The sequence below is a fragment of the Deinococcus sp. HSC-46F16 genome (assembly GCF_024171495.1).
GTDB lineage: Bacteria > Deinococcota > Deinococci > Deinococcales > Deinococcaceae > Deinococcus.
The window spans coordinates 628,898-652,622 of the sequence record NZ_JALJZW010000001.1 but is presented as its reverse complement, the minus strand read 5'-3'; the positions used below and the strand labels follow the sequence as shown (position 1 = coordinate 652,622).

23 protein-coding genes are annotated in these 23,725 nt (G+C 71.6%); 11 read left to right on the top strand and 12 right to left on the bottom strand.

The window, feature by feature from the left end; all coding sequences use genetic code 11:
• Positions 1 to 19 precede the first annotated feature (19 nt).
• A complete protein-coding gene (locus L1280_RS03320; RefSeq protein ID WP_253580657.1) occupies positions 20 to 388 on the bottom strand; it encodes an IPT/TIG domain-containing protein in 369 nt (122 codons plus the stop codon).
• A gap of 38 nt (positions 389 to 426) precedes the next feature.
• Here L1280_RS03320 and L1280_RS03315 point away from each other — a divergent pair, with 38 nt between their 5' ends.
• Both L1280_RS03315 and L1280_RS03310 read left to right on the top strand, forming a co-directional pair.
• Positions 427 to 1,416, top strand: coding sequence for a diacylglycerol kinase family protein (locus L1280_RS03315; RefSeq protein ID WP_253580656.1), 990 nt, complete (start codon positions 427 to 429; stop codon positions 1,414 to 1,416).
• Between the two features lie 78 nt (positions 1,417 to 1,494).
• A complete protein-coding gene (locus tag L1280_RS03310) occupies positions 1,495 to 2,457 on the top strand; it encodes a tyrosine-type recombinase/integrase (protein WP_253580655.1) in 963 nt (320 codons plus the stop codon).
• On the opposite strand, the gene lnt is transcribed toward L1280_RS03310, so the two are convergent.
• Positions 2,403 to 3,875 carry an apolipoprotein N-acyltransferase gene (lnt, locus tag L1280_RS03305; protein WP_253580654.1) on the bottom strand — a complete coding sequence of 491 codons (1,473 nt, stop codon included), beginning with the start codon at positions 3,873 to 3,875 and terminating at the stop codon, positions 2,403 to 2,405. The two genes, L1280_RS03310 and lnt, sit on opposite strands and share 55 nt — an antisense overlap.
• Before the next feature lie 85 nt (positions 3,876 to 3,960).
• Here lnt and L1280_RS03300 point away from each other — a divergent pair, with 85 nt between their 5' ends.
• Positions 3,961 to 4,665 carry a metallophosphoesterase gene (locus L1280_RS03300; RefSeq protein WP_253580653.1) on the top strand — a complete coding sequence of 235 codons (705 nt, stop codon included), beginning with the start codon at positions 3,961 to 3,963 and terminating at the stop codon, positions 4,663 to 4,665.
• Here the strand turns inward: L1280_RS03300 and L1280_RS03295 are convergent.
• Positions 4,662 to 5,828 (bottom strand): aminotransferase class V-fold PLP-dependent enzyme, encoded by a 1,167-nt coding sequence (locus tag L1280_RS03295; protein ID WP_253580652.1) that lies wholly within the window; start codon positions 5,826 to 5,828, stop codon positions 4,662 to 4,664. The two genes, L1280_RS03300 and L1280_RS03295, sit on opposite strands and share 4 nt — an antisense overlap.
• A 151-nt stretch (positions 5,829 to 5,979) precedes the next feature.
• On the opposite strand from L1280_RS03295, the gene L1280_RS03290 reads away from it, so the two are divergent.
• The 5 genes from L1280_RS03290 to L1280_RS03270 are packed head-to-tail and all read left to right on the top strand — an operon-like array spanning position 5,980 to position 10,779.
• Entirely contained in the window at positions 5,980 to 6,678 is a 699-nt protein-coding gene (locus tag L1280_RS03290) for an HAD family hydrolase (protein ID WP_253580651.1), read from the top strand.
• The gene (locus tag L1280_RS03285; RefSeq protein WP_253580650.1) at positions 6,675 to 7,673 is read left to right on the top strand and encodes a membrane dipeptidase; all 999 of its coding nucleotides are present in this window, start codon (positions 6,675 to 6,677) and stop codon (positions 7,671 to 7,673) included. Before L1280_RS03290 ends, L1280_RS03285 begins: the two co-directional genes overlap by 4 nt.
• A gap of 3 nt (positions 7,674 to 7,676) precedes the next feature.
• Positions 7,677 to 8,561 carry an NlpC/P60 family protein gene (locus L1280_RS03280; protein ID WP_253580649.1) on the top strand — a complete coding sequence of 295 codons (885 nt, stop codon included), beginning with the start codon at positions 7,677 to 7,679 and terminating at the stop codon, positions 8,559 to 8,561.
• Positions 8,558 to 9,577: a dipeptide epimerase gene (locus L1280_RS03275; RefSeq protein WP_256487879.1), complete on the top strand. Its 1,020-nt coding sequence runs from the start codon at positions 8,558 to 8,560 to the stop codon at positions 9,575 to 9,577. Before L1280_RS03280 ends, L1280_RS03275 begins: the two co-directional genes overlap by 4 nt.
• A complete protein-coding gene (locus L1280_RS03270) occupies positions 9,574 to 10,779 on the top strand; it encodes a Gfo/Idh/MocA family protein (protein ID WP_253580647.1) in 1,206 nt (401 codons plus the stop codon). Before L1280_RS03275 ends, L1280_RS03270 begins: the two co-directional genes overlap by 4 nt.
• Before the next feature lie 66 nt (positions 10,780 to 10,845).
• Here the strand turns inward: L1280_RS03270 and L1280_RS03265 are convergent, their stop codons facing one another.
• The 8 genes from L1280_RS03265 to fsa form a co-directional block, all read right to left on the bottom strand.
• The gene (locus L1280_RS03265) at positions 10,846 to 11,589 is read right to left on the bottom strand and encodes an alpha/beta fold hydrolase (protein WP_253580646.1); all 744 of its coding nucleotides are present in this window, start codon (positions 11,587 to 11,589) and stop codon (positions 10,846 to 10,848) included.
• The gene (locus tag L1280_RS03260; protein WP_253580645.1) at positions 11,586 to 12,362 is read right to left on the bottom strand and encodes an alpha/beta fold hydrolase; all 777 of its coding nucleotides are present in this window, start codon (positions 12,360 to 12,362) and stop codon (positions 11,586 to 11,588) included. The genes L1280_RS03265 and L1280_RS03260 overlap by 4 nt, the downstream gene beginning before the upstream one ends.
• Before the next feature lie 27 nt (positions 12,363 to 12,389).
• Positions 12,390 to 13,007: a pyridoxal 5'-phosphate synthase glutaminase subunit PdxT gene (gene pdxT, locus L1280_RS03255; protein ID WP_253580644.1), complete on the bottom strand. Its 618-nt coding sequence runs from the start codon at positions 13,005 to 13,007 to the stop codon at positions 12,390 to 12,392.
• Positions 13,001 to 13,894 (bottom strand): pyridoxal 5'-phosphate synthase lyase subunit PdxS, encoded by an 894-nt coding sequence (pdxS, locus tag L1280_RS03250; protein WP_253580643.1) that lies wholly within the window; start codon positions 13,892 to 13,894, stop codon positions 13,001 to 13,003. Before pdxS ends, pdxT begins: the two co-directional genes overlap by 7 nt.
• Positions 13,895 to 13,955: 61 nt before the next feature.
• Complete coding sequence (locus L1280_RS03245; protein WP_253580642.1) at positions 13,956 to 14,342, bottom strand: response regulator; 387 nt, start codon at positions 14,340 to 14,342, stop codon at positions 13,956 to 13,958.
• Complete coding sequence (locus L1280_RS03240; RefSeq protein ID WP_253580641.1) at positions 14,339 to 15,808, bottom strand: peptidoglycan DD-metalloendopeptidase family protein; 1,470 nt, start codon at positions 15,806 to 15,808, stop codon at positions 14,339 to 14,341. Before L1280_RS03240 ends, L1280_RS03245 begins: the two co-directional genes overlap by 4 nt.
• A gap of 57 nt (positions 15,809 to 15,865) precedes the next feature.
• Positions 15,866 to 17,140, bottom strand: a complete 1,275-nt coding sequence (gene rho / locus L1280_RS03235; RefSeq protein ID WP_371922870.1) for a transcription termination factor Rho — start codon at positions 17,138 to 17,140, stop codon at positions 15,866 to 15,868.
• A complete protein-coding gene (gene fsa, locus L1280_RS03230) occupies positions 17,137 to 17,862 on the bottom strand; it encodes a fructose-6-phosphate aldolase (RefSeq protein WP_253580640.1) in 726 nt (241 codons plus the stop codon). The genes rho and fsa overlap by 4 nt, the downstream gene beginning before the upstream one ends.
• Before the next feature lie 503 nt (positions 17,863 to 18,365).
• Here fsa and ileS point away from each other — a divergent pair.
• From ileS to L1280_RS03215, 3 genes are all read left to right on the top strand, one after another.
• Entirely contained in the window at positions 18,366 to 21,650 is a 3,285-nt protein-coding gene (gene ileS, locus L1280_RS03225; protein ID WP_253580639.1) for an isoleucine--tRNA ligase, read from the top strand.
• Positions 21,651 to 21,757: 107 nt separating this feature from the next.
• Positions 21,758 to 21,949, top strand: a complete 192-nt coding sequence (locus L1280_RS03220; protein ID WP_253580637.1) for a ChaB family protein — start codon at positions 21,758 to 21,760, stop codon at positions 21,947 to 21,949.
• 109 nt (positions 21,950 to 22,058) lie between these two features.
• Entirely contained in the window at positions 22,059 to 22,829 is a 771-nt protein-coding gene (locus L1280_RS03215; protein ID WP_253580636.1) for a methyltransferase domain-containing protein, read from the top strand.
• Positions 22,830 to 22,833: 4 nt separating this feature from the next.
• On the opposite strand, the gene L1280_RS03210 is transcribed toward L1280_RS03215, so the two are convergent.
• A complete protein-coding gene (locus tag L1280_RS03210) occupies positions 22,834 to 23,679 on the bottom strand; it encodes a DegV family protein (RefSeq protein WP_253580634.1) in 846 nt (281 codons plus the stop codon).
• Positions 23,680 to 23,725: the final 46 nt, after the last annotated feature.

Here is a 23,725-nt window from a genome sequence, read left to right as displayed (position 1 = left end):
TCTGGGCAGAACGGGCGGGTTACGGCCGGACGCTGTACGGCAGCCCCGTCGAGCGCTTCCCGGCCACCTCCACGAAGAGCCACGAGCCGCCCGTCGGCGCGTCAGCCGGGACCGTCAGCACGATCTCGCTGTCGGTCCACGAGCGCACGCTGGCGGCAGGGAAGAGGTAGCCGCCTTCGCCGGTCTCGCTGGCGCCGAGGCGCACCCGCCCGGTCTGCGGGCCGCCGAGGTAGCGGCCCTGAATGGTCAGGGTGCCGCCCCGCGCGGCGGGTTCCGAGAGCTTGACGAGGACCGGGGTCACGGTGACACCCACCACCGCCTGCTCACGGGGGGCGCACGAGGCCAGGGCTCCGGCGAACAGTAAAGAAGCAAAGAAGACACGCACCATAGAGAAAGCCTCCGTGCGGGCAGTGTAATGAGCCCCGAATGACCGGTCAAACGCCCCCCCCAGCCCCCACCCCCGACTCCGGCCCCGACCCCGTGACCGGCCTGACCCGTTTGGCCAACAAGCGTGTCCTCGTGGTCTTCAATCCCCGCAGCGGCCAGGGCGAGAGCACCCTCCCCGAGTTCCTGACCGGGCTGCGGGCCGGGGGGGCCGAGATCACCGAGCGGCAGCTCCAGCCCGATACCCAGATGGCCGAGTACGTCGAGGACCTCACGGACTTCGACCTGCTCGTCGGGGCGGGGGGCGACGGCACGGTGAGCAGCCTCGCCTACGCCGCCCGCTACAAGGACGTGCCCATGCTGGCCTACCCGGCCGGGACCGCCAACCTGATCGCGCAGAACCTCGACCTGCCGCGCGACCCGGTGCAACTCGCCGCCATCGTCGCGGACGGCCACACCGTGCGGGTGGACCTCGGGGAGATCGAGGTGGGGGGGGAGACAAGCGGGTTTGCGATGCTCGCCGGAGCGGGAGCCGACGCGGCCATGATCCGCGACTCGGAAGACCTCAAGGAGCGCTTCGGGGCGATGGCCTACGTCATGAGCGCGATGAAGCAGCTTAACCCCAAGAAGACCACCTTTCACCTCGTGATCGACGGCGAACCGCGCACCTTCGAGGGCATCGGCGTGATGGTTGCCAACTTCGGCATGGCGAACTACCGCCTGCCCATCACCTCGGACATCAGCCCCTCGGACGGCAAATTCACGGTCGTGTTGATGAAGGCCGGGAACATCCTGCGGCTGGTCCCGAACCTGATCGACTCGGTGCTGGTCAAGATGAACCTCTCGGACCCAGTCTTTTCCGGCAACCTCGAAACGCTGGAAGCCAAGTCGGTCACGGTGGACGCCGACGAACCCTTCCCGCTGCAATACGACGGCGAGCTGCACGTGGAGACGACGCCCTTTACCGCCCGGATTCTGCCCGGCGCGATTCAGTTCCTGACGCCGATTCGGAAAACGGAACTGGACACCTGAGTCCGCCCGGACCCCCGTCACCAGCGGGGGTTTGCTTTGAAGACCCTTCGTTGATAAGGCATGTTATCATCGGACACCATGTCCGGCGACCTGCTTCCCTACGTTGGCGACCGTCTCTCGCAGGCCCGAAGTTTCAGCGGTCTGACCGACGAGGCGCTGCGGGTCCGGGCAGTGACGGCGGCGCGGGACAAGGCGTTCGGAGACCTGTGGGCGCTCACGCTCGCTTACCTGACGACCGACACCAGCGGCGGCGTGCGCCTCAGCCCACATACGCTGCGGGCCTATCGCAAAGGCGTCGAGGTGCTGATCACCCACGCCACCGAGCACGGCTGGAACCTGCTGCACCCCGGTCGGCGTGAGCCGGGATTGTACGTCGCGGGCTTGGTGCAGTCGGGCCTCAAACCCGCGACCGTGCAGGCGCGGGTGGCGGCGGCCTCGGCCCTGTACCGGGCGCTGCGCTGGGCTGGGGCGACCGATGCCGACCCCTTCGCGGACGTGAAGCGCCCCAAGGACCGCACCAAGGGCATCGTGAAAAACCCGCCCTACCGCCCCGACTTCGTGCAGGCGCTGCTGGCGGAAGCCGACCCCCACGAGCGCGTCTTGCTGCTGCTGCTCACCCACGCGGGCCTGCGAATTGCGGAGGCGCTGGGCGTGGACTGGGCGCATGTGGACCTGGAGCGCCGCCGCCTGCTCGTGGCCCACGGCAAGGGGGACAAGGCGAGGCGGGTCCCGCTGAGTGCCCGGCTGCGGGAGGCGCTGGAGGGGGTGCGCCCGGCCGTGCCGAATGGTCCCGTCCTTCCCTGGCGGGCCTACTCGACGGCGTATACCCGTCTCCAGAAGCTTGCCCTGAAATGTGGCCGGGAACACGAGTTCCGGGGTTTTCATGCCGGGCGGAAGTATGCGGGAACGCAACTCTATGCAGCCACACGGGATTTCACGCGGGTGGCGGGCTTTCTGGGGCACGAGCAGGTGGACACCACTCGGCGTTATGTCGAGCTGCCGGAGGACGATCTCGACGACGTGGTGGAAGGGTTCCGGTAGGAGCGGTCCAGCCAGAGGCCATACCCCACCATCAACGCGGCGAGCAGCAGGACGGGCAGGTCGCCGAAGCGGGTATAGACCGTCTGCCCTTCCAGGCGGCGGGGCTGGACATGGACCACGCCCTCCCCACGCGAGAGCGTCTGCCGGGGGCGGCCGAGGTCGTCAACCGAGCCCGCGATCCCGCGGTTCACGCTGCGGACCACCCAGCGCCGCGTCTCGATGGCGCGGACCCGGCCCATCATGAAGTGCTGCTGCACGCCCCAGCCGTCGTACCAGCCGTCGTTGCTGACGTTGACGAGCAGTTCCGCGCCTTGCCGGGTGAGCTGGCGGCTGACCCAGGGGAACACGGAGTCGTAGCAGACATAGGCGCCGTACAGCACGCCCCCCAGCGGCAGGGGCATCACCCGCTCGGCAGGGGGCAGGTTGGGGCCGAGGACGAAGCCGGTGCCCGCCTCGATGAGCCGGTAGAGGCCCGGCCAGGTGTCGTACAGCGGGAAATACTCGCCGAAGGGGACCGGGCGGGCCTTGTCGGTCTGGCCGGTGACCTCCGTGCCGTTCCAGGCGACGACCGTGTTGCGCCGGGGCACCCCGTAGGAACTCACCCCGTACAGGCCATTCGCGGGGACGGTGGGCAGCAGGCTGGGGTCGCGCACCGCGCTCTCGCTCCAGGCGACGACCTCGCCGGGGCGGCGGCTCTGCGCAGTCAGGCGGGCGGACGACTGATACAGGGCGTCTTCCGGCACGGTGCGGTCAAACAGGTCCACGTCGGTGCGCAGCACCAGCATGGGCTGCACGGGTCCCTGGCCTGGCACGCGGGTGACCCCGTAGGCGAGGGCGGCGAGCCAGACCCCCGACATCAGCACCAGGGGCGCCCGTCTCCCCCACCAGAAACTGACGAGCGCGGCGGCGGTCGCGGCCACGACCACGCTGCCCAGCACCACTCCGCCGAGGTCCGCGATCTGGATGGCGGGGGTGGGGAGCAGCGTGTAGCCCAGGGTCGGCCACGGAAAGGCGAGCGGTCCCAAGAAGCGCAGCCACTCCAGCCCGACCCAGCCGCCCGCGAGCGCCCAGACCCGCGCTTCGGGCGAGCGCACCAGCCGGGCGGCGAGCCAGGCCATGGCCGCGAGGAAGGCTCCCTCCAGCGCGAAGAGGGCGAAGGCGAGGACGCCCGCCGGGGCAAACTGAAAGAGCTTGCCCAGGAAGGCCGTCAGCCACCACAGGTGCACTGCGCTGTAGGCCGCCCCCGACCAGAAGACCCGGCCTGCCAGCGCCCGCGAGGTGGGGGCCTGGGCCGCGTACATCAGCAGGAGGGCGAGGGGAACGTAGGCGAGGAAGCTCCACTCCAGCGGCAGCCCGCAGGCGGCGAGGAGCGCCCCGAGCAGGGCGGCGGTGAGCGGGGGCGGGAGCCGGGTGAGCACCGCGCCATGATACGGACTCGCCCGCCCACCCGACCGGGGGCACCCCGGCGCAGCGGCGGGGCAGATGCCCTAGCATGCGGGCACTTTGCGACTGGCTTTTCTCAGTGACCTGCACGGCAATATCCACGCGCTGACCGCCGTTCAGCGTTTTCTCGCGGACTCGGCGGTCCACGGGGTCGTGGTGGTGGGCGACCTCGTGGGCTACGGGGCCAGTCCGGGGCCGGTGATCGACTTCGTGCGGCGGGAAGGCTGGACGGCCGGACTGGGGTCGAGCGACCTGCGGGTGGCCCTCGACCTCGGCGGGCGCTCGGAGCGGCACGGGGTGGCCGAGCAGGTGCTGACCTGGACGCGGGGGGTGCTCTCGCCCGAGCAGCTCGACTTCCTGCGCCGATTGCCGCCGGGCGGCCGGATGATGACCCCGGTGGGCCGGGTGCGCTACTTCCACGGCAGCCCGCACGACCCCGAGGAGCGCCTCGACCTGATGGCCCCCGAGCGCGACCTCGAAGACCTCGCGGAGACGCTGGGGGCACGGGTGGTCGTGGTGGGGGGCACGCACGTGCCTTTCGTGCGGGTGGTGGGCGACACGACCTTCGTGGACCCCGGCTCGGTGGGCCTGAGCCTGAACTCGGAGCCGGGGGCCGACGTGGCCCTCGTGGACTGCGTGGGCCGCAAGCCGCGCGTGACCCTGCACAAGGTGAGCTACGACTACGCTTCTTCCGCCTTCGACGTGCTGGCCTGGAAGCTGCCGCCGGTGATCGCGGACGTGATCCGGACCGGGCGAATGGGCTAGGCGGGGGCCGCGGAGGCGCCCCGCACCTCCTCAGAGAGCACCGCCCCGAAGCGCTTCGCCGCGCCCCGCACCCCCATCACCGCCTCCAGCTCGGTCAGGAAGCGGTGGTACAGGGCGGGCCGCGCCCCCTCCCCCATCAGCCCCAGGCGCCAGATCTGCCCGGCGGTGGCTCCCATCCCGCCCGCCACGCTGACCCCACGGGCACGCAGGGCCGCGCGGGTGGCGGCGTCGTCCAGGCCCGGCGGCAGCCGCAGCGCGAGGACGGTGGGCAGGCGGTGGTCGGGGTCCGGCACAAAGGGGGTGAAACCCAGCGGCTCCAGCGCGGCGAGCACCCCGCGCCCCACTTCGGCGGCGCGGGCCTGGCGCTGGGGCAGACCTTCTTCCAGGGCGGCCCGCAGCGCCGCGTGCAGGGCGAAGTGGAGGCTGACAGGCACAGTGTGGTGATAGCTGTGGCCGTCCCAGTAGTCGCGCAGGCCCGCGAAGTCCGCGTACCACAGGGCGGGGGGGGTGCGGCGGGCCGCGTGCCGCGCCAGGGCACGCCCACTCACCGCGATGGGGGCCACGCCGGGCGGCGCCGAAAGGCACTTCTGCGAGCCGGTGTAGACGTAGTCCGCCCCCAGCCCGGCCATGTCGAAGGGCTGCATTCCGGCGGTGGTCACGGCGTCCACGCTGAGCAGCGCCCCGCTGCCGCGCACGGCCCCGGCGATCTCGGCGAGCGGGTTGAGGACCCCGGTGCTCGTCTCGCCGTGCACGACGGCGACGAGGCGCACGTCCCCCCCCGCAAGCGCGTCCGCAAAGGCCTCCGGAGTCAGCGGCTCGCCCGGCGCGGCCGTCACTGTGCGGACGCGGGCGCCGTGGCGGGCCGCCATCTCCGCCATGCGTGCCCCGAACGAGCCGTTCACGCCGACGAGCACCTCGTCGCCGGGTTCGGCGAGGTTGGCAAAGCCCGCCTCCATCCCCAGGCTGCCCGTGCCCGCGAGCAGGGCGGTGAAGGTGCCGTCCGGGGCGCCGTAGAGGGTCCGCAGGTCCGCCTGAATCTCCCCGTTGAGCGCGAAGACCTCCGGGTCCATATGCCCCAGCGCTTCGTGCCCCAGCGCCTCCCGCGCGGCGGGGTGCAGGGGCGTGGGGCCGGGGGTGAGCAGGAGGTGGGGGCGGGCGCTCATGGGGCGGACTGTAGCATTTGACCCGGAGGCTGAACAACGGGGTTGCGCGGGCTGGTCGGCGACGCGGGCACCACGCAATGGGATTGCGTCCACGTGGAAAAAGTCAGGTCATTGGGGATGGGGGGGTGCTCCGGTCCTTACACTGCCCCGCATGACGACCTCTCCTTCCGGCACAGTTCCGCTGCGGGCCGTGCTTTTCGACCGCGACGACACCCTGGCCCGCACCGACCCTGGCGTGTACCGCGAGGCGGCTCTGTGGGCGGCCTCGCGCTTCGGGCTGGACGCGCGGGAGGCGGGGCGGCGGATGGCCGAGGGGTGGGCGGCGCAAGCAGAAGCGTGGTGGCACCTGCGCTCGGACGAGGACGAGGTCGCCTTCTGGGACATCTACCGCGCGGACCTGGGCCGGGCGCTGGGCCTGACGGACGGGCAGGCGCGGGAACTGATGGCCGCCTACCCCTACGAGCGGTTCATGAAGCCGGTGGAGGACGCCCGCGCCGTGCTGGAGACGCTGCGGGCGCGGGGCCTGAAGGTCGGCGTGCTGAGCAACACCCTGCCCAGCATCGGGCGCACGCTGGAGGCGCTGGGCCTCTCGGACCTGGTGGACGTGGCGATCGCCACCTGCACGGTGGGGGTGCACAAGCCGGAGCCGGGAGCGTTCGAGTTCGCGCTGGACGCGCTGGGATTGCCCGCCCCCTCCGTGCTGTTCGTGGACGACCGCCCGGAGAACGTGGAGGCGGCGCGGGCGCTGGGGCTGCGGGCGGCCCTGATCGACCTGAATGGGCAGGTGCCGGGGGCGCTGCACCGCCTTTCGGACGTGCTGCCGCTGGTGGAAGCCTCGGTGAAGGGGTGAGCAAGATTTCCTTCCTGATCGACGGGCACCTCGACCTTGCCTTTAACGCCGCGTTGGGGCGCGACCTCACGCTGGGATTGGAGGCGCTGCGGGAGGCAGACCCGGTGAAGGAGGAGACGGCGACCGTCACTTTCGGCGAACTGCGGGCGGCGGGCACGCGGGTGTGTTTCGGAACGCTGTTCGCGCTGCCCCGCACGGCAGGGAGTCCGCACGGCTATACCGACCACGCGGGGGCACGGGCGCAGGCGCTCGCACAACTGGACCACTACCGCCGCTGGGAGGACGCGGGGCACCTGCGCGTGCTGCGGACCGGAGCGGAGGTGGCGGCCCACCTCGCGGACCCGGCCGCTCCCCTGGGGGTCGTGCTGCTGATGGAGGGGGCGGACCCGGTGCGGGACGCGGATGACCTCGGCTTCTGGGCACAGGCGGGCGTGCGGGTGGTCGGCCCGGCGTGGGGCCGGACCCGCTACGCCGGAGGCACGGACGCGCCGGGGGGCCTGACGGAGGCGGGGCGCGAGCTGGTGACGGCGATGCGGGGCCTCGGCGTGACGCTGGACGCCTCGCACCTCGACGACGCGGCCTTCTGGGAGGCGCTGGAGCTGGGCGGGCGGGTGGTGGCGACCCATGCCAACAGCCGCGCCCTGGTGCCGGGCAACCGCCACCTCACCGACGAGATGGCGCGGGCGATCGCCGGGCAAGGCGGGGTGATCGGGCTCGTGCTGCTCTCGACCTTTCTGCGGGCCGGGTGGGCGCCGGGGCAGCCCCGCGCAGGGCTGGAGGCGGTGGCGGCCCACGCCCGGCACTACGCGGGGCTGGTGGGCTGGGACCACGTCGGGCTGGGCACCGACCTCGACGGCGGCTTCGGGAGGGAGAAGACCCCGGCGGGGGTGGACCGGTACCGGGACGTGCCGCGCGTGCTGGAGGCGCTGCCGCCCCAGCACCGGGCGGCCGTCGCGGGCGGAAACTGGGCGCGGTGGCTCACGCGCTACCTTTGAGGGGTGACGGTTTCCGACGCTCTGCCCGACCCCCGCACCCACGCCTACGACCCGGAAGGAGGCTGGGCGCAAGAGACGCTGCGCGGCCTCCTTCCGGATCGGGACTGGACCTGGGTGACCGCCCGGCCCGCCCGTACCGGGAACGCCCGCTTGAGCCTGAAAGCCCGCCCCGACGCCCTCGCCCCGCAGGTCACCGAGGCGCTGCCGGGCGAGGCGCTGGAGGTGCTGCGCGAGGAAGGCGGCTGGGCACGGGTGCGGACCCTGGGCGACGGCTACCTGGGCTGGGCACGGGTGGAGGGGGTTCTGTCCGGCGGCGCGCCCTCCGGCGAGGGGCTGACGGTGGGGGCGCTGCGAGCCCACGCCTACGCGGGGCCGAAGGTGAGCCAGCCCCTGGTGGCCGAGCTGTGCCTGGGAGCGCGGCTGACGCGGGGACCGGGCGAGGTCGTCGTCGAATCGGGGCGGCGCTGGGTGTCCGTGACTCTGCCGGACGGGACCGGGGCCTGGGTGGGCGAGGGGGTCCTCTCCCCCACCCAGGCGGAGGACGTGGCCGACCTCGCCCTGCGGCTGATCGACACCCCCTATGTCTGGGGCGGGCGCAGCGCGTGGGGGTTGGACTGCTCCGGACTGACCGGGCTGGCCTACGGGTGGGCGGGCCGCCCGCTTCCCCGCGACGCGGACATGCAGCAGGCCTTCCTGACCCCGGTGGACACCCCGCAGCGCGGGGACCTCGCCTTTTTCCCCGGCCACGTCGGCCTGATGCTGGACGGGCGGCGGATGGTCCACGCCAACGCAACCCACATGCGGGTGACGGTCGAGACGCTGGGCGAGGGCGACTACGGGGCGCGGCTGGCCGACTCTCTGACGGGTTTCGGGCGGTGGACACGATGAGCGTGACCTGGGAAACGCGCGAGTTGCACACGGCGCGGCCCTTCGGGATCGCCCGCTGGACGCACACGAGTTACCCGCGCACCTTCATCACCTTCGCGCGGGACGGGGTGCAAGGCCGGGGCGAGGCCGCCCCGAACGCCTTTTACGGCGAGACGCGCGGCACGGTGGAGGCGGTGCTGCCGCTGCTGTCGGGGGCACTCACCGATCCCTGGGACTGGGAGGGCCTGCGGGCACGGCTGACGGCGGTGATGCCCTTTCACCATCCCAGCGTGAAGTGTGCCCTGGAGATGGCCGCGCTGGAGTGGTGCGCCCGCGTCTCCGGGGTGCCGGTGTGGCGGCTGCTGGGCCTGTCGCCCTCGCTGCTGCCGGAAAGCAGCTACACGGTCAGCCTGGGTGAACTGGACGCGATGCGGGGCGAGGCGCGGGAGGCGGTGGCCCGTGGGCACGGCGTGCTGAAGGTCAAGCTGGGCACCGACCGGGACGAGCAGATCGTGGAGGCGTTGCGCGAGGAAACGCCGGGCGTGGCCCTGCGGGTGGACGCGAACGCGGCGTGGACCCGGCACCGGGCGCGGCGGCTGCTGGGCGTGTTGGAGGCGGCCGGGGTAGAGTTCGTGGAACAGCCCCTCGCGGCGGGCGACCTGGAGGGGCACGCGGAGCTGCGCCGCTTCGCCCGCGTTCCCCTCGTCGCGGACGAGAGCCTGCACCACGTCTCGGACGTGCGGGCGCTGGCAGACGCTTTCGACGGGGTGAACCTCAAGCTCGCCAAGCTGGGCGGGCCGTTGCAGGCCCTTGACGCCCTGCGGCTGGCCCGCGCCCACGGGATGAGCGTGATGATGGGGTGCATGATCGAGAGTTCGCTGGGCATCGCGGCGGCGGCGCACCTCGCCGGGCGGTGCGACTGGGCCGACCTCGACGGGGCGCTGCTGCTGGGGGACGATCCCTTCACGGGCCTGGAATGGCAGGCTGGACGGCTGGCCCGGCCGGAGGGCCTGGGTTGGGGCGTGGAACTGCGATGACCGTCACCGTCGCCATCCTGGGCTGCGGCAACCGGGGCGCGGACGTGTATGCCCGGCACCTCGCCGCGCAGGGGGCGCGGGTGACCCATCTGGTCGATCCCCGCCCCGCCCGGCTCGCGGAGGTGGCCGCGCGGCATGGCCTGGGACCGGAGGTCTGTTTTGCTGACTGGGACGCCTTCTTCGCCCCCGGCCGGGTGGCCGACGCCGTGGTGATTGCCACCCCGGACGACGCCCATGTCGAGCCGTGCCTGCGGGCGCTCGCGCTGGGGTACGACGTGCTGCTCGAAAAGCCGATCTGCCTGGACGAGGCCGACCTGGACCGCCTCCTCGCGGCCGAGGCGGCCTCGCGGGGGCGGGTGACGGTGTGCCACGTGCTGCGGGCCACGCCCTTCTTTCAGGCGGTGGCGGCGGGGCTGGCCCAGGGGCGGCTGGGGCGGCTGGTCGGCATCACCCACGCGGAGAACGTGGCGTGGTGGCACTACGCCCACTCCTACGTGCGGGGCAACTGGGCGCAGTCTCCCCCGGCGGCGCCTTTCCTCCTCGCCAAGAGCAGCCACGACCTCGACCTGCTGCGGGCCTGGGCGGGCTCGGTCCCCGTGCAGGTGAGCAGCGAGGGCGGGCTGCACCACTTCCGGCCGGAGGAGGCACCTCCCGGCGCCGCCGACCGTTGTGTGCGCTGTCCGGTCACGGACTGTCCCTATGACGCGCGGACCATCTACCCGTCCTGCGATCCGCACGCCTGGCCGGTCACGGTGCTGACCGCGGGCGGCGTGTCTCTGGCCGACGCGCTGGAGCACGGGCCGTACGGCCGTTGCGTCTACAGCGGCGCGAACAACCAGCCCGACCACCAGACCGTCACCGTGACCTTTGCGAATGGTGTGGTCGCCACCCTGACGGTCAGTGCGTTCACCCACAACAACACCCGCACCCTGCGGCTGCTGGGCACGCGGGGCGAGGTGCGCGGCCAGATGGAACGCGGCGAACTCGACTGGCACGACTTCCGCACAGGCGTGGTCACGCGGCAGGTCGTGGACACCTCCGGCACCCACGGCGGCGGGGACGCAGGGCTGGTCGCGGCGTGGCTGGCCTCCTTGCGCGGCGAGGCGGGTGTGCCCACTCCCCTGTCCGAGTCGCTGGACTCGCACCGGATCGCCTTCGCGGCGGAGCGGGCAAAGGGCAAGGGAACAGTGGAGGGGGTGTAGGAGAAGACCTCATCTCGCGAGTAAGTGAAAGGTTTCACGATAAATCTAGTCGTGAATTTTTTGTTTCTATGTGGTGGCCTTCAGGAACTCCAGGGTCAGCCGAGACACTGCTCGGGGAAACGAGTCGGTCAGTGCGTGGGTGCCGCCTTCCACATCGCGCACAACGGCGTGGGGGATGGCGCGGCAGATCGCCTGAACCGTCCAGGTCTGGATCACCGGGTCGCGGGTGCCGTTGAGCAGGAGCGTCGGCACACCGACGTAGGGGAGCAGCGGGCCGGTGTCGTGCTCGCTCTGGTCTTGCGCGAGGCGGTACATCAGGGACGGGCCGGAGCGGAGGTAGGCGGCGATGCCGGGGCAGAAGAGGCCGGGCCGCTCGCGCGGGAGGTCGCGCACCAGACGCCGGAGCTGCACGCGCACGCTGGGGTTCTCGGGAATGCCGGTGGGGGCGCAGGCGATCAGCGCGGAGGTCGCGCGGGGGTAGCGGGCCGCGAGGTCGAAGATCACTTCCCCGCCGAGGGAGTGGCCGAACACGGGGGCACCGCTCAGGCCGGTGGCCTCCAGCCACGCGGCAAGGTGGTCGGTGAGGTCCTCAATCACGCGCGGAAAGCCGGGGCGCCCGGCGCTGTGGCCGTGGCCGGGGGGGTCGTAGACGTAGACGGTGCGGCCCCGCGCGAGTTCACGCGAGACGCGCACGTACATCCACGAGGCGCAGCCCAGCCCCGGCACGATCACCAGCGGCGGCCCCTCGCCGCGCACCCAGGCATGGGTCCGGAGGCCACGCACGGTGGTGTACAGGGCGTGGCCGCTCAAGCGGGGGCCTCTCCCCGCTCCTGCTCCGCCAGAAAGTCGAGCACCAGCGCATTGAACTGTTCGGGCGCGTCCACCATCACGACGTGTCCGGCGCGGGGAATCTCCGCGTAGCGGGCGCCGGGGATGGCGGCGGCGAGGCGGCGGCCGATGGTGGGGGGCACCAGGGCGTCCCGCGCTCCCCAGATCACCAGGGTGCGGGCGGTGAGGCCCGGCAGCAGGTCTTGCACGCTGTCACGCAGCAGGTCCCCGGCGCTGTGCCAGAGCTTCAGGGGGCCGGTGCGGGCCGCATCCGCGATCACGCGGGGCATGAAGGTCACCCGCCCGGTCACGGCGGCGCGGGGCAGATGCAGGGCCATGCGGGCGCGGGGTCCGGCGAGCAGGCCGCTCGCGCAGGCGAGGACGAGGTGCTCGACCCGCCCCGGCCGCAGCGCCGCCACGTGGATGGAGATGTGCCCGCCCATCGAATGCCCGATCAGGGTGACGCGGGTCAGGTCGAGGTGATCGAGCAGGGCCGCAATCAATGCCGCCGCCCCCCGCACGCCGGGCGAGCGGTGGTGGGGGGGCAGGCCGTAGCCGTAGGCCGCGAGGTCGAGGACATATACGCGGTGCGAGGCCGCGAGGGCGGGCACATTGCGCCGCCACCAGCGGCCCGACCCGCTCAGGCCGTGCACCAGCAGGATGGGGTCGCCCTCCCCGGTCACGGTGTAGCGCAGGGCCACGCCGCCCGAGCGAAACTCGCTCGGGCGGGAACGGGACAGGCGGCGGGCAGGCACGCCCCGGAAGATAGGGCAAATCGGGGGCTAGAGGACGGGAACTTCTTCGCGCACCATCTCCAGGAAGAGGCGGTGCAGCCGCGCGTCCCCCGTCAACTCGGGGTGGAACGCGGAGGCGAGGACGCGGCCCTGGCGGGCCAGGACCGCCGCGCCCGCGTGGGTGGCGAGCACCTCGGTCCCCTCCCCCACCCCGGTGAAGGCGGGGGCGCGGATGAAGACGGCGGGAAAGGGCGCGTCCAGCCCGCGCACGTCCAGCGGCACCTGAAAGGAGTCCACCTGCCGCCCGAAGGCGTTGCGGCGCACGGTGAGGTCCAAGAGGCCCAGGCTGCGCTGCCGCCCGCCGAACTGCGGGGGAGCGCCCTCCACCTCGCGGGCGAGCAGGATCGCGCCCGCGCAGGTGCCCCACAACGCCCCGCCCGAGGCATGGAAGTCGCGCAGGGGGTCCCACAGCCCGTACTCGTCCATCAGCCGGGCCATGGTGGTGCTCTCGCCGCCGGGCAGGATCAGGCCCCCAAGTCCGGTGAGGTCGGCGGGGAGGCGGACCTCGGTGACCCGCGCGCCCAGCGACTCCAGTCGGTGGCGGTGCTCACGGAAGGCGCCCTGGAGGGCGAGGACCCCGACGCGCGGGGCGGCCCCTGTTACCATCCGCGTCCCGCGAGGCGCTCTTCGGGAATCAGGCTGTCGATGTTGATCCCGGTCATGGGCGCTCCCAGGTCCTCGCTGACCTCGGCGAGCACGTCCGCGTTCTGCCAGTGGGTCACGGCCTTCACGATGGCGCGGGCGCGGCGCTCGGGGTCGCTGCTCTTAAAGATGCCGCTGCCCACGAACACGCCGTCGAGGCCCAGATGCATCATCAGCGCGGCGTCGGCGGGAGTAGCGACGCCCCCGGCGGCGAAGTTCACGACCGGCAGCTTGCCGTGCGCGTGGACGTACTGGACGAGGTGGTGGGGGGCCTGGAGGTCGCGGGCCACGGTCATCAGTTCCTCGGCGGGGCGGGCCTGAATGGCGCGGATCTCCCCCAGGACCGTGCGGGCGTGGCGCACGGCCTCTACCACGTTGCCGGTCCCGGCCTCGCCCTTGGTGCGGATCATGCTGGCCCCCTCGCCCACCCGGCGCAGGGCTTCGCCGAGGTTCTTGGCCCCGCAGACGAAGGGCACCCGGAAGTCGCTCTTGAGGATGTGGAACTGGTCGTCGGCGGGGGTCAGCACCTCCGACTCGTCGATAAAGTCCACCCCGATGGCCTCCAGAATCCGCGCCTCCACGATGTGGCCGATGCGGACCTTCGCCATCACGGGAATGGTCACGGCGGCCATGATCTCCTTGATCATGCGCGGATCGCTCATGCGGGCCACACCGCCGTCCTTGCGGATATCGGCGGGGACACGCTCCAGCGCCATCACGGCCGTCGCCCCGGCCGCCTCCGCGATGCGGGCCTGGTCGGCGGTCACCACGTCCATGATCACGCCGCCCTTGAACATCTCGGCGAAGCCTTCCTTGAGGGCGGGGGTTCCGGTCTGGGGAGTCTGGTTCATGGGGGCAGGTTAAACGAGAACTGGCCCCATCGGCAGGGCCAGTTGAGGGCAGAGGCTGGGGTCAGACTTCAGGCCGGGCGAGGCGGCGCAGGCAGGTGACGAGTTCGGAGGGGCGGAAGGGCTTGACGAGGTACTCGCAGGTCACCCCGACAGGCAGGGTGGGCGGACGGTTCAGGCCGGAGAGGAAGACGACCGGGGGGAGGCGCTCGCCCAACTGGGCGTGGAGGCGCCGGACCGTCTCGAAGCCGTCCCAGGGGGCCATCAGCACGTCCATCACGATCAGGTCGGGCAGGGGACGATCCTCCAGGGCGGCGAGGGCTTCGGGGCCGCTGCGGGCGGGGGTGACCGTGAAGCCCTGGAGTTCCAGGGTCAGGGCCAGCAGTTCGAGAATCTGCACCTCGTCGTCCACGACGAGCAGACGCAGCGGCAGCCCGGAGGGGACCGTCACGGAAGCAGCGGCAGCGGGTCGACCGCCTGCCCGCCGGGGCGGACCTCGAAGTGCAGGTGAGGGCCGGTGCAGATGCCGGTGCAGCCGACAAAGCCCAGCAGGTCGCCGGGGGCCACCGTCTGTCCGGCCTGCACCGCCGTGCGGCTGAGGTGGCCGTAGACCAGGGTGGTGCCGCCCCCGCCGGTCAGGACGTTCAGGCCGTAGGCGCCGTAGCCGCTCTCGACGACGGTGCCGCCCGCCGCCGCATATACCGGCGTCCCGGCGGGCGCGGCGAGGTCCACCCCGCCGTGAAAGACCTGCTTGTGGTAGTCGATGTCCTCTTCGCCGAAGCGGCTGGTGATCCGTGCGCCGTGAACGGGCCAGCGCAGCCCGGCGACGGGGCCGACCCCCGCCGTCCGGACGCTGGGAGCGGCGCGGGCGGCCGCCTGCGCCTCGGCCTGCTGGCGCTCGCGCTCGCGGCGGGCCTCCGCCTGGGCGGCGAGGGCCGCCTCGTACTGCGCCTGACGCTCGTAGCGCTCGTTGAGCTGCTGGCGCTCGGGACTGTCTTTCCAGGCGAGGTAGGCGGCGTAGCGGTCGTATTTCGCCTGAAGCTGCGCCTTGCGGGCGGCGAGATACGCCTCGTAGCGGGCCTGGCGGGCGTACTTTTCCTGAAGGCGGGCACGTTCGCGGGCCTGCTCCCGTGCGGCGAGGTAGGCCTCGTAGCGAGCCTGGCGGGCGTACTTCTCCTCCAGGCGCTCACGTTCGCGCTGCCGGGCCTCGGCCCGCTCACGGGCCGCTTCCTCCGCCTCGCGGCGGGCGAGCAGACGCTTGTGCAGACTGTCGGGCGTGACGCCGGGCAGCAGCAGAAAGTCGCCCGGCCCCAGGGTGGTGGGGAGCACACCGTTCGCCCGCGCCGTCTCCGCGAGGTCAGCCCCGTAGCCCGCGATCAGCGAGAGGGCGGTCTGGCCCACCTTGACGCGCACGAGCAACCCGCGCTCGGCGGTGGGAATCCAGAGGGTCTCTCCTGCCCGCAGGTCGTCAAGGCTGGAGCGGTCGAGGTTGGCGCCCAGCAGCTCGACCACGCGCAGCCCGTGCTGGGCGGCCACGGTGTCCAGCGTCTCGCCGGACTGCACCCGGTGGGGCACGACCGAGGCCGGGCGGAAGGGTGCGTGGCTGGGGGGAGCGACCGGGGGCAGGGGCAGCGCGGCCTGCCCGCCGGGCAGCGGGGTCACCGCCGAGGAAGGCACCCCGTAGCGGCGGGCGAGCTGCGCGGGGGCCTCGCGGGTCACGACGACCAGCCGGGCGGGGTCCTCGCGCACGAGTTGCACGCGGGGCAGCGCCGCGCCGAGGCGCTCGGCGGGGCCGGGCAGGGCGGGGAGGCCCGGTTGCGCGGTCGCGGCCGGAGCCAGCAGGAGGGCGGCGAGCAACAGGGGCCGGGTCAGAGGGGAACGGTGCCCCGCAGGGGGGCCAAAGGGGGACTCACGCACGCGGACTCCAGGAAACGCGGCCCCACGGAGAAGGCGGGGCCGGGGAAGGGGCGGGGCTCAGCCCGCGAGGCTGGCGAGGAACTCGACGTTGTTGCGGGTCTTGCCCATGCGGCCGAGCAGCATCTCCATCGCGTCGGCGGGGTCCATGTCGGAGATGACCTTGCGCAGCAGCCACATCTTCTTCAGGACCTCGGGCTGCAGCAGCAGCTCCTCGCGGCGGGTGCCGGACTTCAGGATGTCGAGGGCCGGGAAGATGCGGCGCTCCTCGAGCCTGCGCGAGAGGACGAGTTCGGCGTTGCCGGTCCCCTTGAACTCCTCGAAGATCACGTCGTCCATGCGCGAGCCGGTTTCGACCAGCGCGGTCGCCAGAATGGTCAGGCTGCCGCCCTCGCGGATGTTGCGGGCTGCGCCCAGGAAGCGCTTGGGCCAGTGCAGGGCGTTGGAGTCCAGACCGCCGGAGAGCGTGCGGCCGGTGGGCGGCGTGACGAGGTTGTTCGCGCGGGCGAGGCGGGTGATCGAGTCGAGCAGGATCACCACGTGCCCGCCTTCCTCCACGATGCGGCGGGCGCGTTCGTGGACGAACTCGGCCACCCGGACGTGGTGCTGCGGCGGCTCGTCGAAGGTCGAGGCGATGACCTGGGCGCCCTGCACGCTCTCGCGGAAGTCGGTCACCTCCTCGGGGCGCTCGTCGACGAGGAGCACCATCACCGTCACGTCGGGGTAATTCTTGACAATGGAATTGGCGATCTTTTTCAGCAGGGTGGTCTTGCCCGCTTTCGGCGGCGCGACGATCAGGGCACGCTGTCCCCGCCCGATGGGCACCAGGAGGTCGACCACCCGCAGCGAGAGGCTGTCGTCCATCAGCGGGTCCTCGAGGACAAGCTGGTGGTCGGGGAAGGTCGGCGTGAGGTCGTCGAAGCGGGGGCGGCGGCGGGCGGACTCGGGGTCCAGGCCGTTGACGGCTTCGACCTGCACCAGCGTCCCATACCGCTCGTTCTCGCGCGGCTTCCGGGCGCGGCCGATCACCTCATCGCCGGTGCGGAGGTGAAACTGCTTGATCAGGCCCGCCGTCACCAGCACGCTGCGGGAGGCGGGGTCAAGCAGATTGGCCTGCAGGAAGCCGTAACCGTCGGCGCTGATCTCCAGGAAGCCGCGGGCGAGGACCTGACCTTCGGCCTCGGCCTGCTTTTCCAGGATGGCGAGGGCCAGGGTGTCTTTTTTCAGCTTGCGGTAGTTCTCGATCCCCAGCCCGGCGGCGATCAGGTGCAGCTCGGGCAGGATCTTGTCCTGAAGTTCGTGATAGGGCAGCGGGGCGCTGAGGGGCTGGGTCACTGCTTCGTGCCTCCCTGGGCGGTCACGCCGCCCTGCTGCGGGTTGGTGCCCGCCTCGCTTGCGGGCGTTTCAGGAGAGGCCCCCGCCCGCTTCGCCCAGTCGGCGAGGAAGGCGTCGAGGCCCGCCTGGGTCAGCGGGTGCTTGATCATGGACGCGAAGACCTTGTAGGGAATGGTCGCCACGTCGGCCCCGGCGAGGGCGGACTGCACGACGTGCTGGGGGTGGCGGATGGAGGCCGCGAGCACCTTGGTCCGGATGTCGCCCAGCACGTAGGCTTCCTTGATCTGGCGGATCAGCTCGATGCCGTCCCAGCCGATGTCGTCCACCCGGCCCGCGAAGGGTGACACGTAGGTCGCCCCGGCGCGGGCGGCGAGCAGGGCCTGCGGGACCGAGAAGCAGAGGGTCACGTTGGTCTTGATGCCCTCGGAGGTCAGGGTCTTGCAGGCTTGCAGCCCGGCGGGCGTAAGGGGCAGCTTGACCACGACGTGCTCGCTCCACTGCGCGACCTCGCGGCCCTCCTTGATCATGCCCTCGGCGTCGAGGGCGGTGACTTCGGCGCTGATGGCCCCACCGACAAGGGCGGAAATCTCCTGAATGACTTCCTTGAAGTCACGCCCCGAGGCGGCGACAAGGCTGGGGTTGGTGGTGACGCCCGAGAGGACGCCCCAGGCATGGATCTCGCGGACCTCGTCCACAACGGCGGTATCGATGAAAAATTCCATGGTCGGCTCCTGACAGGGGGAGAGAAAGGGTCGGGGTCGGTCGGCGGCCCGCCCTCACGCGGGGCAGACGACATGGGGTGATTGTATCCCCCGTGATCATGTGCCGGTCAGGTGTGGCCAGGCAGGCCCGCGCGATTGACCCCGCCCATGCTGCCCGCCTACCATGAGCGTCACTCCCTGCGGGGGGTGAGCAACGCAAGAGGCGACCGCGAGGCGAGTACGCGGGGATGCAGGCCCTCACGAGCGAGTCCGGGACGGTGAGAGCCGGACGAGGTGCCGCCCCGCCGAAGATCCCCTCCCGCGCCGACGGAAGAACAGCCGCTCGCGGCCCAGTAGACCCGTCCGGACCGCCCCCCGGCAGAGGGCACGAACGGAGGCCGCTCCCACGGGCGGCGAAGTTGGGTGGTACCACGCGCGAGAGTGTCCCCGGCGCGTCCCAGCAGCAGCACGCTGGGACGCGTTTTGCCGTTTGTTCCCACCCGACCCCCTCCCCAGGAGCCACCATGACGACCACCGAATCCAAGCCCACATCCTCCACCCTCTTCGAGCCGGTTCCCTCGCAGCCCCGCTTCCGCGAACTGGAGGAGGGCGTGCTGGCCCGCTGGCAGCAGGAAGGCATCTTCGAGCGGACCCAGGAGCGCCAGGAGGGCCAGCCCGAGTTCGTCTTCTACGAGGGGCCGCCCACCGCGAACGGCAGGCCCGCGCTGCACCACGTCCTCGCGCGGTCGTTCAAGGACCTCTTTCCCCGCTACAAGGTGATGCAGGGCTACCATGTCACCCGCAAGGGCGGCTGGGACACCCACGGCCTCCCGGTCGAGATCAGTGTGGAAAAGAAGCTGGGCTGGCTGGGCCGCAACCACGGCGCGAGCCGCGAAGAGGTCGAGGAGTTCGCCCGGCTGTGCCGCACGTCGGTGTGGGAGACCATTCAGGACTGGAACACCTTCACCGAGCGGCTGGGGTACTGGGTGGACCTCTCGGACCCCTACATCACGTACCAGAACCGCTACATCGAGAGCGTGTGGAACCTCTTGAAGCGGCTGCACGCGAAGGGCCTCGTCGCGCAGGACTACAAGGTGGTGCCGCTCTCGCCGCGCATCTCGACGACGCTCTCCAAGGCCGAGCTGGGCGAGGTGGACAGTTACCGGATGGTGGACGATCCCTCCGTGTACGTGCGCTTTCCGGTGATCTGGGACACGCTGCCCGAGCGGGCGCACGCGGCGCTGAGTGCGCTGAGCGGGGAGGACCGGCAGGGCCTCGCGCTCGTGGTGTGGACCACGACCCCGTGGACGCTGCCGAGCAACACACTCGCGGCGGTGAATGCGGACCTGACCTATGTGGTCGCGCGGGCGGAGGGCGGGCCGATCATCGTGGCGGCGGACGCGGTGGAGCGCTTGTCCGGCCTGCACAAGAACGCCGCGCCGCTGGAGGTGCTGGCCTCTTTCCCCGGCCGTGACCTGGAGGGCGTGGAGTACGAGCCGCCCTTCCCGGAGGTGGCGGTCGAACTGGGCGTGCTGAAGGAATTGCACGAGCGGAATGCCGACGGTCGCCCGGTGATGCACTTCGTCACGCTGGCGGACTTCGTCTCGGCGGCGGACGGCTCAGGCGTGGCGCACGAGGCCCCGGCGTACGGCGCCGAGGACCTTGAACTGGCCCGCCAGTACGGCGTGCCGCTGATGTTCGGGGTGGACGACCACGGCATCCTGCGGGTGACGGGCGAGCGCGGCAAGTTCTTCAAGGACGCCGACAAGGGCCTGATCGCGGACCTGAAGGCGCGGGGGCGGATGTTCCACGCGGGCACGCTGCGCCACCGCTACCCCTTCCACGACCGCACGGGCGACCCGATCCTCTACTTCGCCAAGAAGGGCTGGTACATCCGCACGAACCAGATGGCGGACCGGATGCTGGAGACGAACGAGCAGATCAACTGGGTCCCCGGCACGATCAAGCACGGGCGCTTCGGCAACTGGCTGGAGGGGAACGTGGACTGGGCCATCAGCCGCGAGCGCTACTGGGGCACGCCGCTCCCGTTCTGGATGTCGGAAGGCGGCGACCTGCGGGTGGTCGGCAGCGTGGCGGAACTCTCCGAGCTGACCGGGCGCGACCTCTCCGGGCTGGACCTGCACCGGCCGTATATCGACGACATCACCTTTGAGCTGGGCGGCCAGACCTACCGCCGGGTGCCCGAGGTGCTCGACGTGTGGTTTGACTCCGGCTCGATGCCCTACGCCCAGTGGGGCCTGCTGACGGACGAGACGGGCGAGCAGGCGCTGCCGGGGGCGGAGGCGAGCAAGGCGCAGTTCGAGCGGCACTTCCCCGCCGACTTCATCTGCGAGGCCATCGACCAGACGCGCGGGTGGTTCTACTCCCTGCACGCGATCGCCACCATGCTCTACGACCAGCCCGCCTACCGCAACGTGATCTGCCTGGGGCACATCGTGGACGAGCACGGGGCCAAAATGAGCAAGAGCAAGGGCAACGTCGTGGAGCCGCTGCCGCTGTTCGACCGCTACGGGGCGGACTCGGTGCGCTGGTACATGTTCATGGCGTCGGACCCCGGCGACCAGAAGCGCTTCTCCGAGCGGCTGGTCGCGGAGGCGCAGCGCTCCTATGTGAACACGCTGTGGAACGTCTACTCCTTCTTCGTGCTGTACGCGAATCTCGACCAGCCGGGGCTGGAGGACGCGCCCGCCGCCGGGGACCGCCCCGAGATGGACCGCTGGCTGCTCGCGCGGCTGGAGGAGACGGTGCGGGACGTGACCGAGGCGCTCGACGCGTACGACGCGCGGAGCGGGGGCCGGGCGCTGGAGCGGTTCGTGGCCGACCTCAGCAACTGGTACGTGCGGCGCAACCGCTCGCGGTTCTGGGGCGAGGGGGGTCAGGTGGACCTGAGCGCCTACGCCACCCTGCACGAGGCGCTGCTGACGGTCTCGCAGCTCACGGCACCCTTCACGCCGTTCCTGGCCGAGGCGATGTACGGCAACCTCACCCGCGGGCAGGGGGCGCAGAGCGTTCACCTCACCCGCTGGCCGCAGGTGCGGGAGGAACGGCTGGACGAGCGCCTGACCTCGGAGATGGCGGCCGTGATCAAGGTGGTCGAGCTGGGCCGGGCGGTGCGCGGGGCGCACAACCTCAAGACCCGGCAGCCGCTGGCGAGCGCGACGGTGCGGGCGGGGTCGCCGGAACTGACCGACGCGCTGCGCCGCTTCCAGGCGCAAATCATGGAGGAGCTGAACGTCAAGGCCGTGACCTTTCTGGAGGGCGTGACCGACCTCGTGGAGTACAGCCTGCGCCCGAACCTCCCCGTGATCGGCAAGGTGTACGGCAAGGCGCTGCCACAGGTGCGGGCGGCGCTGGCGGCGGCAGACGCGGCGGCGGTCGCCCACGCGGTGCAGGCGGGCGAGAGCTTCACGGTGGAGGCGGGTGGGCAGACCTTCGAATTGACCCCCGATCAGGTGCTCGTGGACGCGAAGGCCCCCGAGGGCGTCGCTGCCGCCGAGGACGCCGGGTTCCTCGTCGCCTTCGATACTGCGTTGACCCGTGACCTCGTGCTGGAGGGGCTGGTTCGCGACCTCGTGCGCGGCATTCAGGAGGCGCGGAAGGCGGCGGGCTTCGAGGTGCAGGACCGCATCCGCCTCGCGCTGGAGCTGGAGGGAGACGCCCGCGAGGCGGCCGGGGCGTGGCGCGACTTTATCGCCGGGGAGGTGCTGGCCGAGGAACTGTCCTTCGGCGCGGGCGAGGGTCATGCGGCAGAGGTCGAGGGGGGCACGGCCCACCTGACGCGGGTTTGAAGGCATGAATGGGAGGGGCGGGCCTGCGGGTCCGCCCTCTTGCTGTTGACCGGGTTGGGGGCTGGCGCTCAGAAACGCCGCGCACGATAGGCCGCAAGGAAAAAGCTATGCCTTACCGCAGCATGGATGAACTGCCCGAAGCCCAGGTCGACCAGTACACCGAGTACCAGAAAGAGGCGTTTCTAGAGGCATTCAACAACGCCCTGGACGAGTACGGCGGCGACGAGGACCGCGCCCTCGCGGTCGCCCACTCGGCGGCGAAAAAGGCGGGCGGGAAGGAGGGGCGGGACAGCGGGTGAAGCTGGGGATGGGGGCGGCTGGAACACGAATCCAGCCGCTCGCCAGGTATTCCCGATTGTTACCACCCTGGTACGCACACACGTCCCTCCCACAGATTACGCTGCTCCCATGACCTGGAATCCCGAGGTGTATCACCGCCACCGCGAGGCCCGCAGCGCTCCCGTCCATGACCTCCTGGCGCTGCTTCCCGATCTCCCCTACCGCGACGTGGTGGACCTGGGGTGCGGCACGGGCGAGCCGACGCGGCTCTTGGCAAAGCAATTCCCGGACGCACGAGTGCTGGGGCTGGACAGCAGCCCGGAAATGCTAGCGCGGGCGGACGCGGCGGGTCTGCCGAACCTGCGCTTCGAGCGGGGGGACATTCTGGAGCTGGCGGGCGAGTATGACTTGATCTTTTCCAACGCCGCACTCCAATGGCTGCCCGACCACCCGGCGCTGCTGGCCCGGCTGTGGGAGCGGTTGCGGCCGGGCGGCGTGCTGGCTGTGCAGGTGCCCGCCAACCACGACCACGACAGCCACCGCCTGTTGACCGAGACGGCGGGGGCGTTCGTGGCCGAGTTGGGCGGCTTTACCCGTTTCGGCACCGCGCAGGGGGCCTCCCCGGTGCTGACACCCGCCGCCTACGCTGAGCGGCTGGACGAGCTGGGGGCGGCGGAGGTGACCGCGCTGAGCAGGGTCTATCCGGTCGTGCTGCCCGGCGCGGAGGGAGTGCTGGACTGGACGCGGGGCACCGCGCTGGTGCCGTACCTGTCGCGGCTGAGCGCGGAGGACGCGGAACGCTTCACGGCGGCCTACCTGGAGCGGTTGCGTGGGCGCTGGCCCGGCGAGCGGGTGTATTACGCCTTCACGCGGGTGCTGTTCGTGGCGCGGCGGGCGTGAACGCTCAGGCCAGCAGGGGCCGCGCCATCAATCCATAGGTGCCGGGGCCGACGTGGGCGCCGATCACGGGGCCGAGGAGTTGCAGTCGGCCCCGGGCCACATTCAGGCCGCTGGCCTGGACCGCCGAGCGCAGTTCGGCGATGCGGGCGGCGTCGCGGCCCGCGTGCCCGATGGTGACCGCGACGGGCTCGCGGCCGAAGTGCGCTTCGAGTTGCGCGAGGATGTCCCCAGTCGCCTGCGCTGCCCGGACCCGGCGCACGGCCTTCAGGCGTCCGGCATCGAAGCGCAGCACGGGCCGCACCCCCAGCATGTTGCCGATGAACTCCTGCGTCCGCGAGAGGCGCCCGCCCCGGCGCAGGTACTCCAGGGTGGGAACGGTGAACTCGGCCATCAGGCCGCTCTGCACCCTGGCCACGGCCTGTTGCGCCGCCGCGAGGTCCCCCCCCCGGCCGATGACCTCCCGCGCGGCGAGGGCGGCCTCAGCCAGCGGCAGGGAAGCGAAACCGCTGTCGAGAACCTGGATGCGGTTCCCGGCCCCCAGCGCCTGTGCCGCCTGCCGGGCATGGGCGGCGGTGGCCGAGAGGTGTCCGCTGATGTGCAGGCTCAGCACGCCGTCATGGGTGGCCAGCAGGTCCCGGTACGCCCGCTCGAAGGCCGCCTGGGTGGCAGGCTCGGTGCTCACCTGGCCCCCGGAGCGCTGGTGCTCGTACACGGCGTCGGGATCAACATCCTGCCAATCGAGCAGGCTCCGGCCGCCCATGAGAACCCGCAGCGGGACCACGTGCAGGCCGAGCTGCCGGGCCGTTTCGGGGGCGAGGTCGCAGGTGGAATCCGTCACGACGGCAAGCATGGTGCCGCCAGCGTAGGGTGAGGAGTCACACAGTTTCGTCACAGAC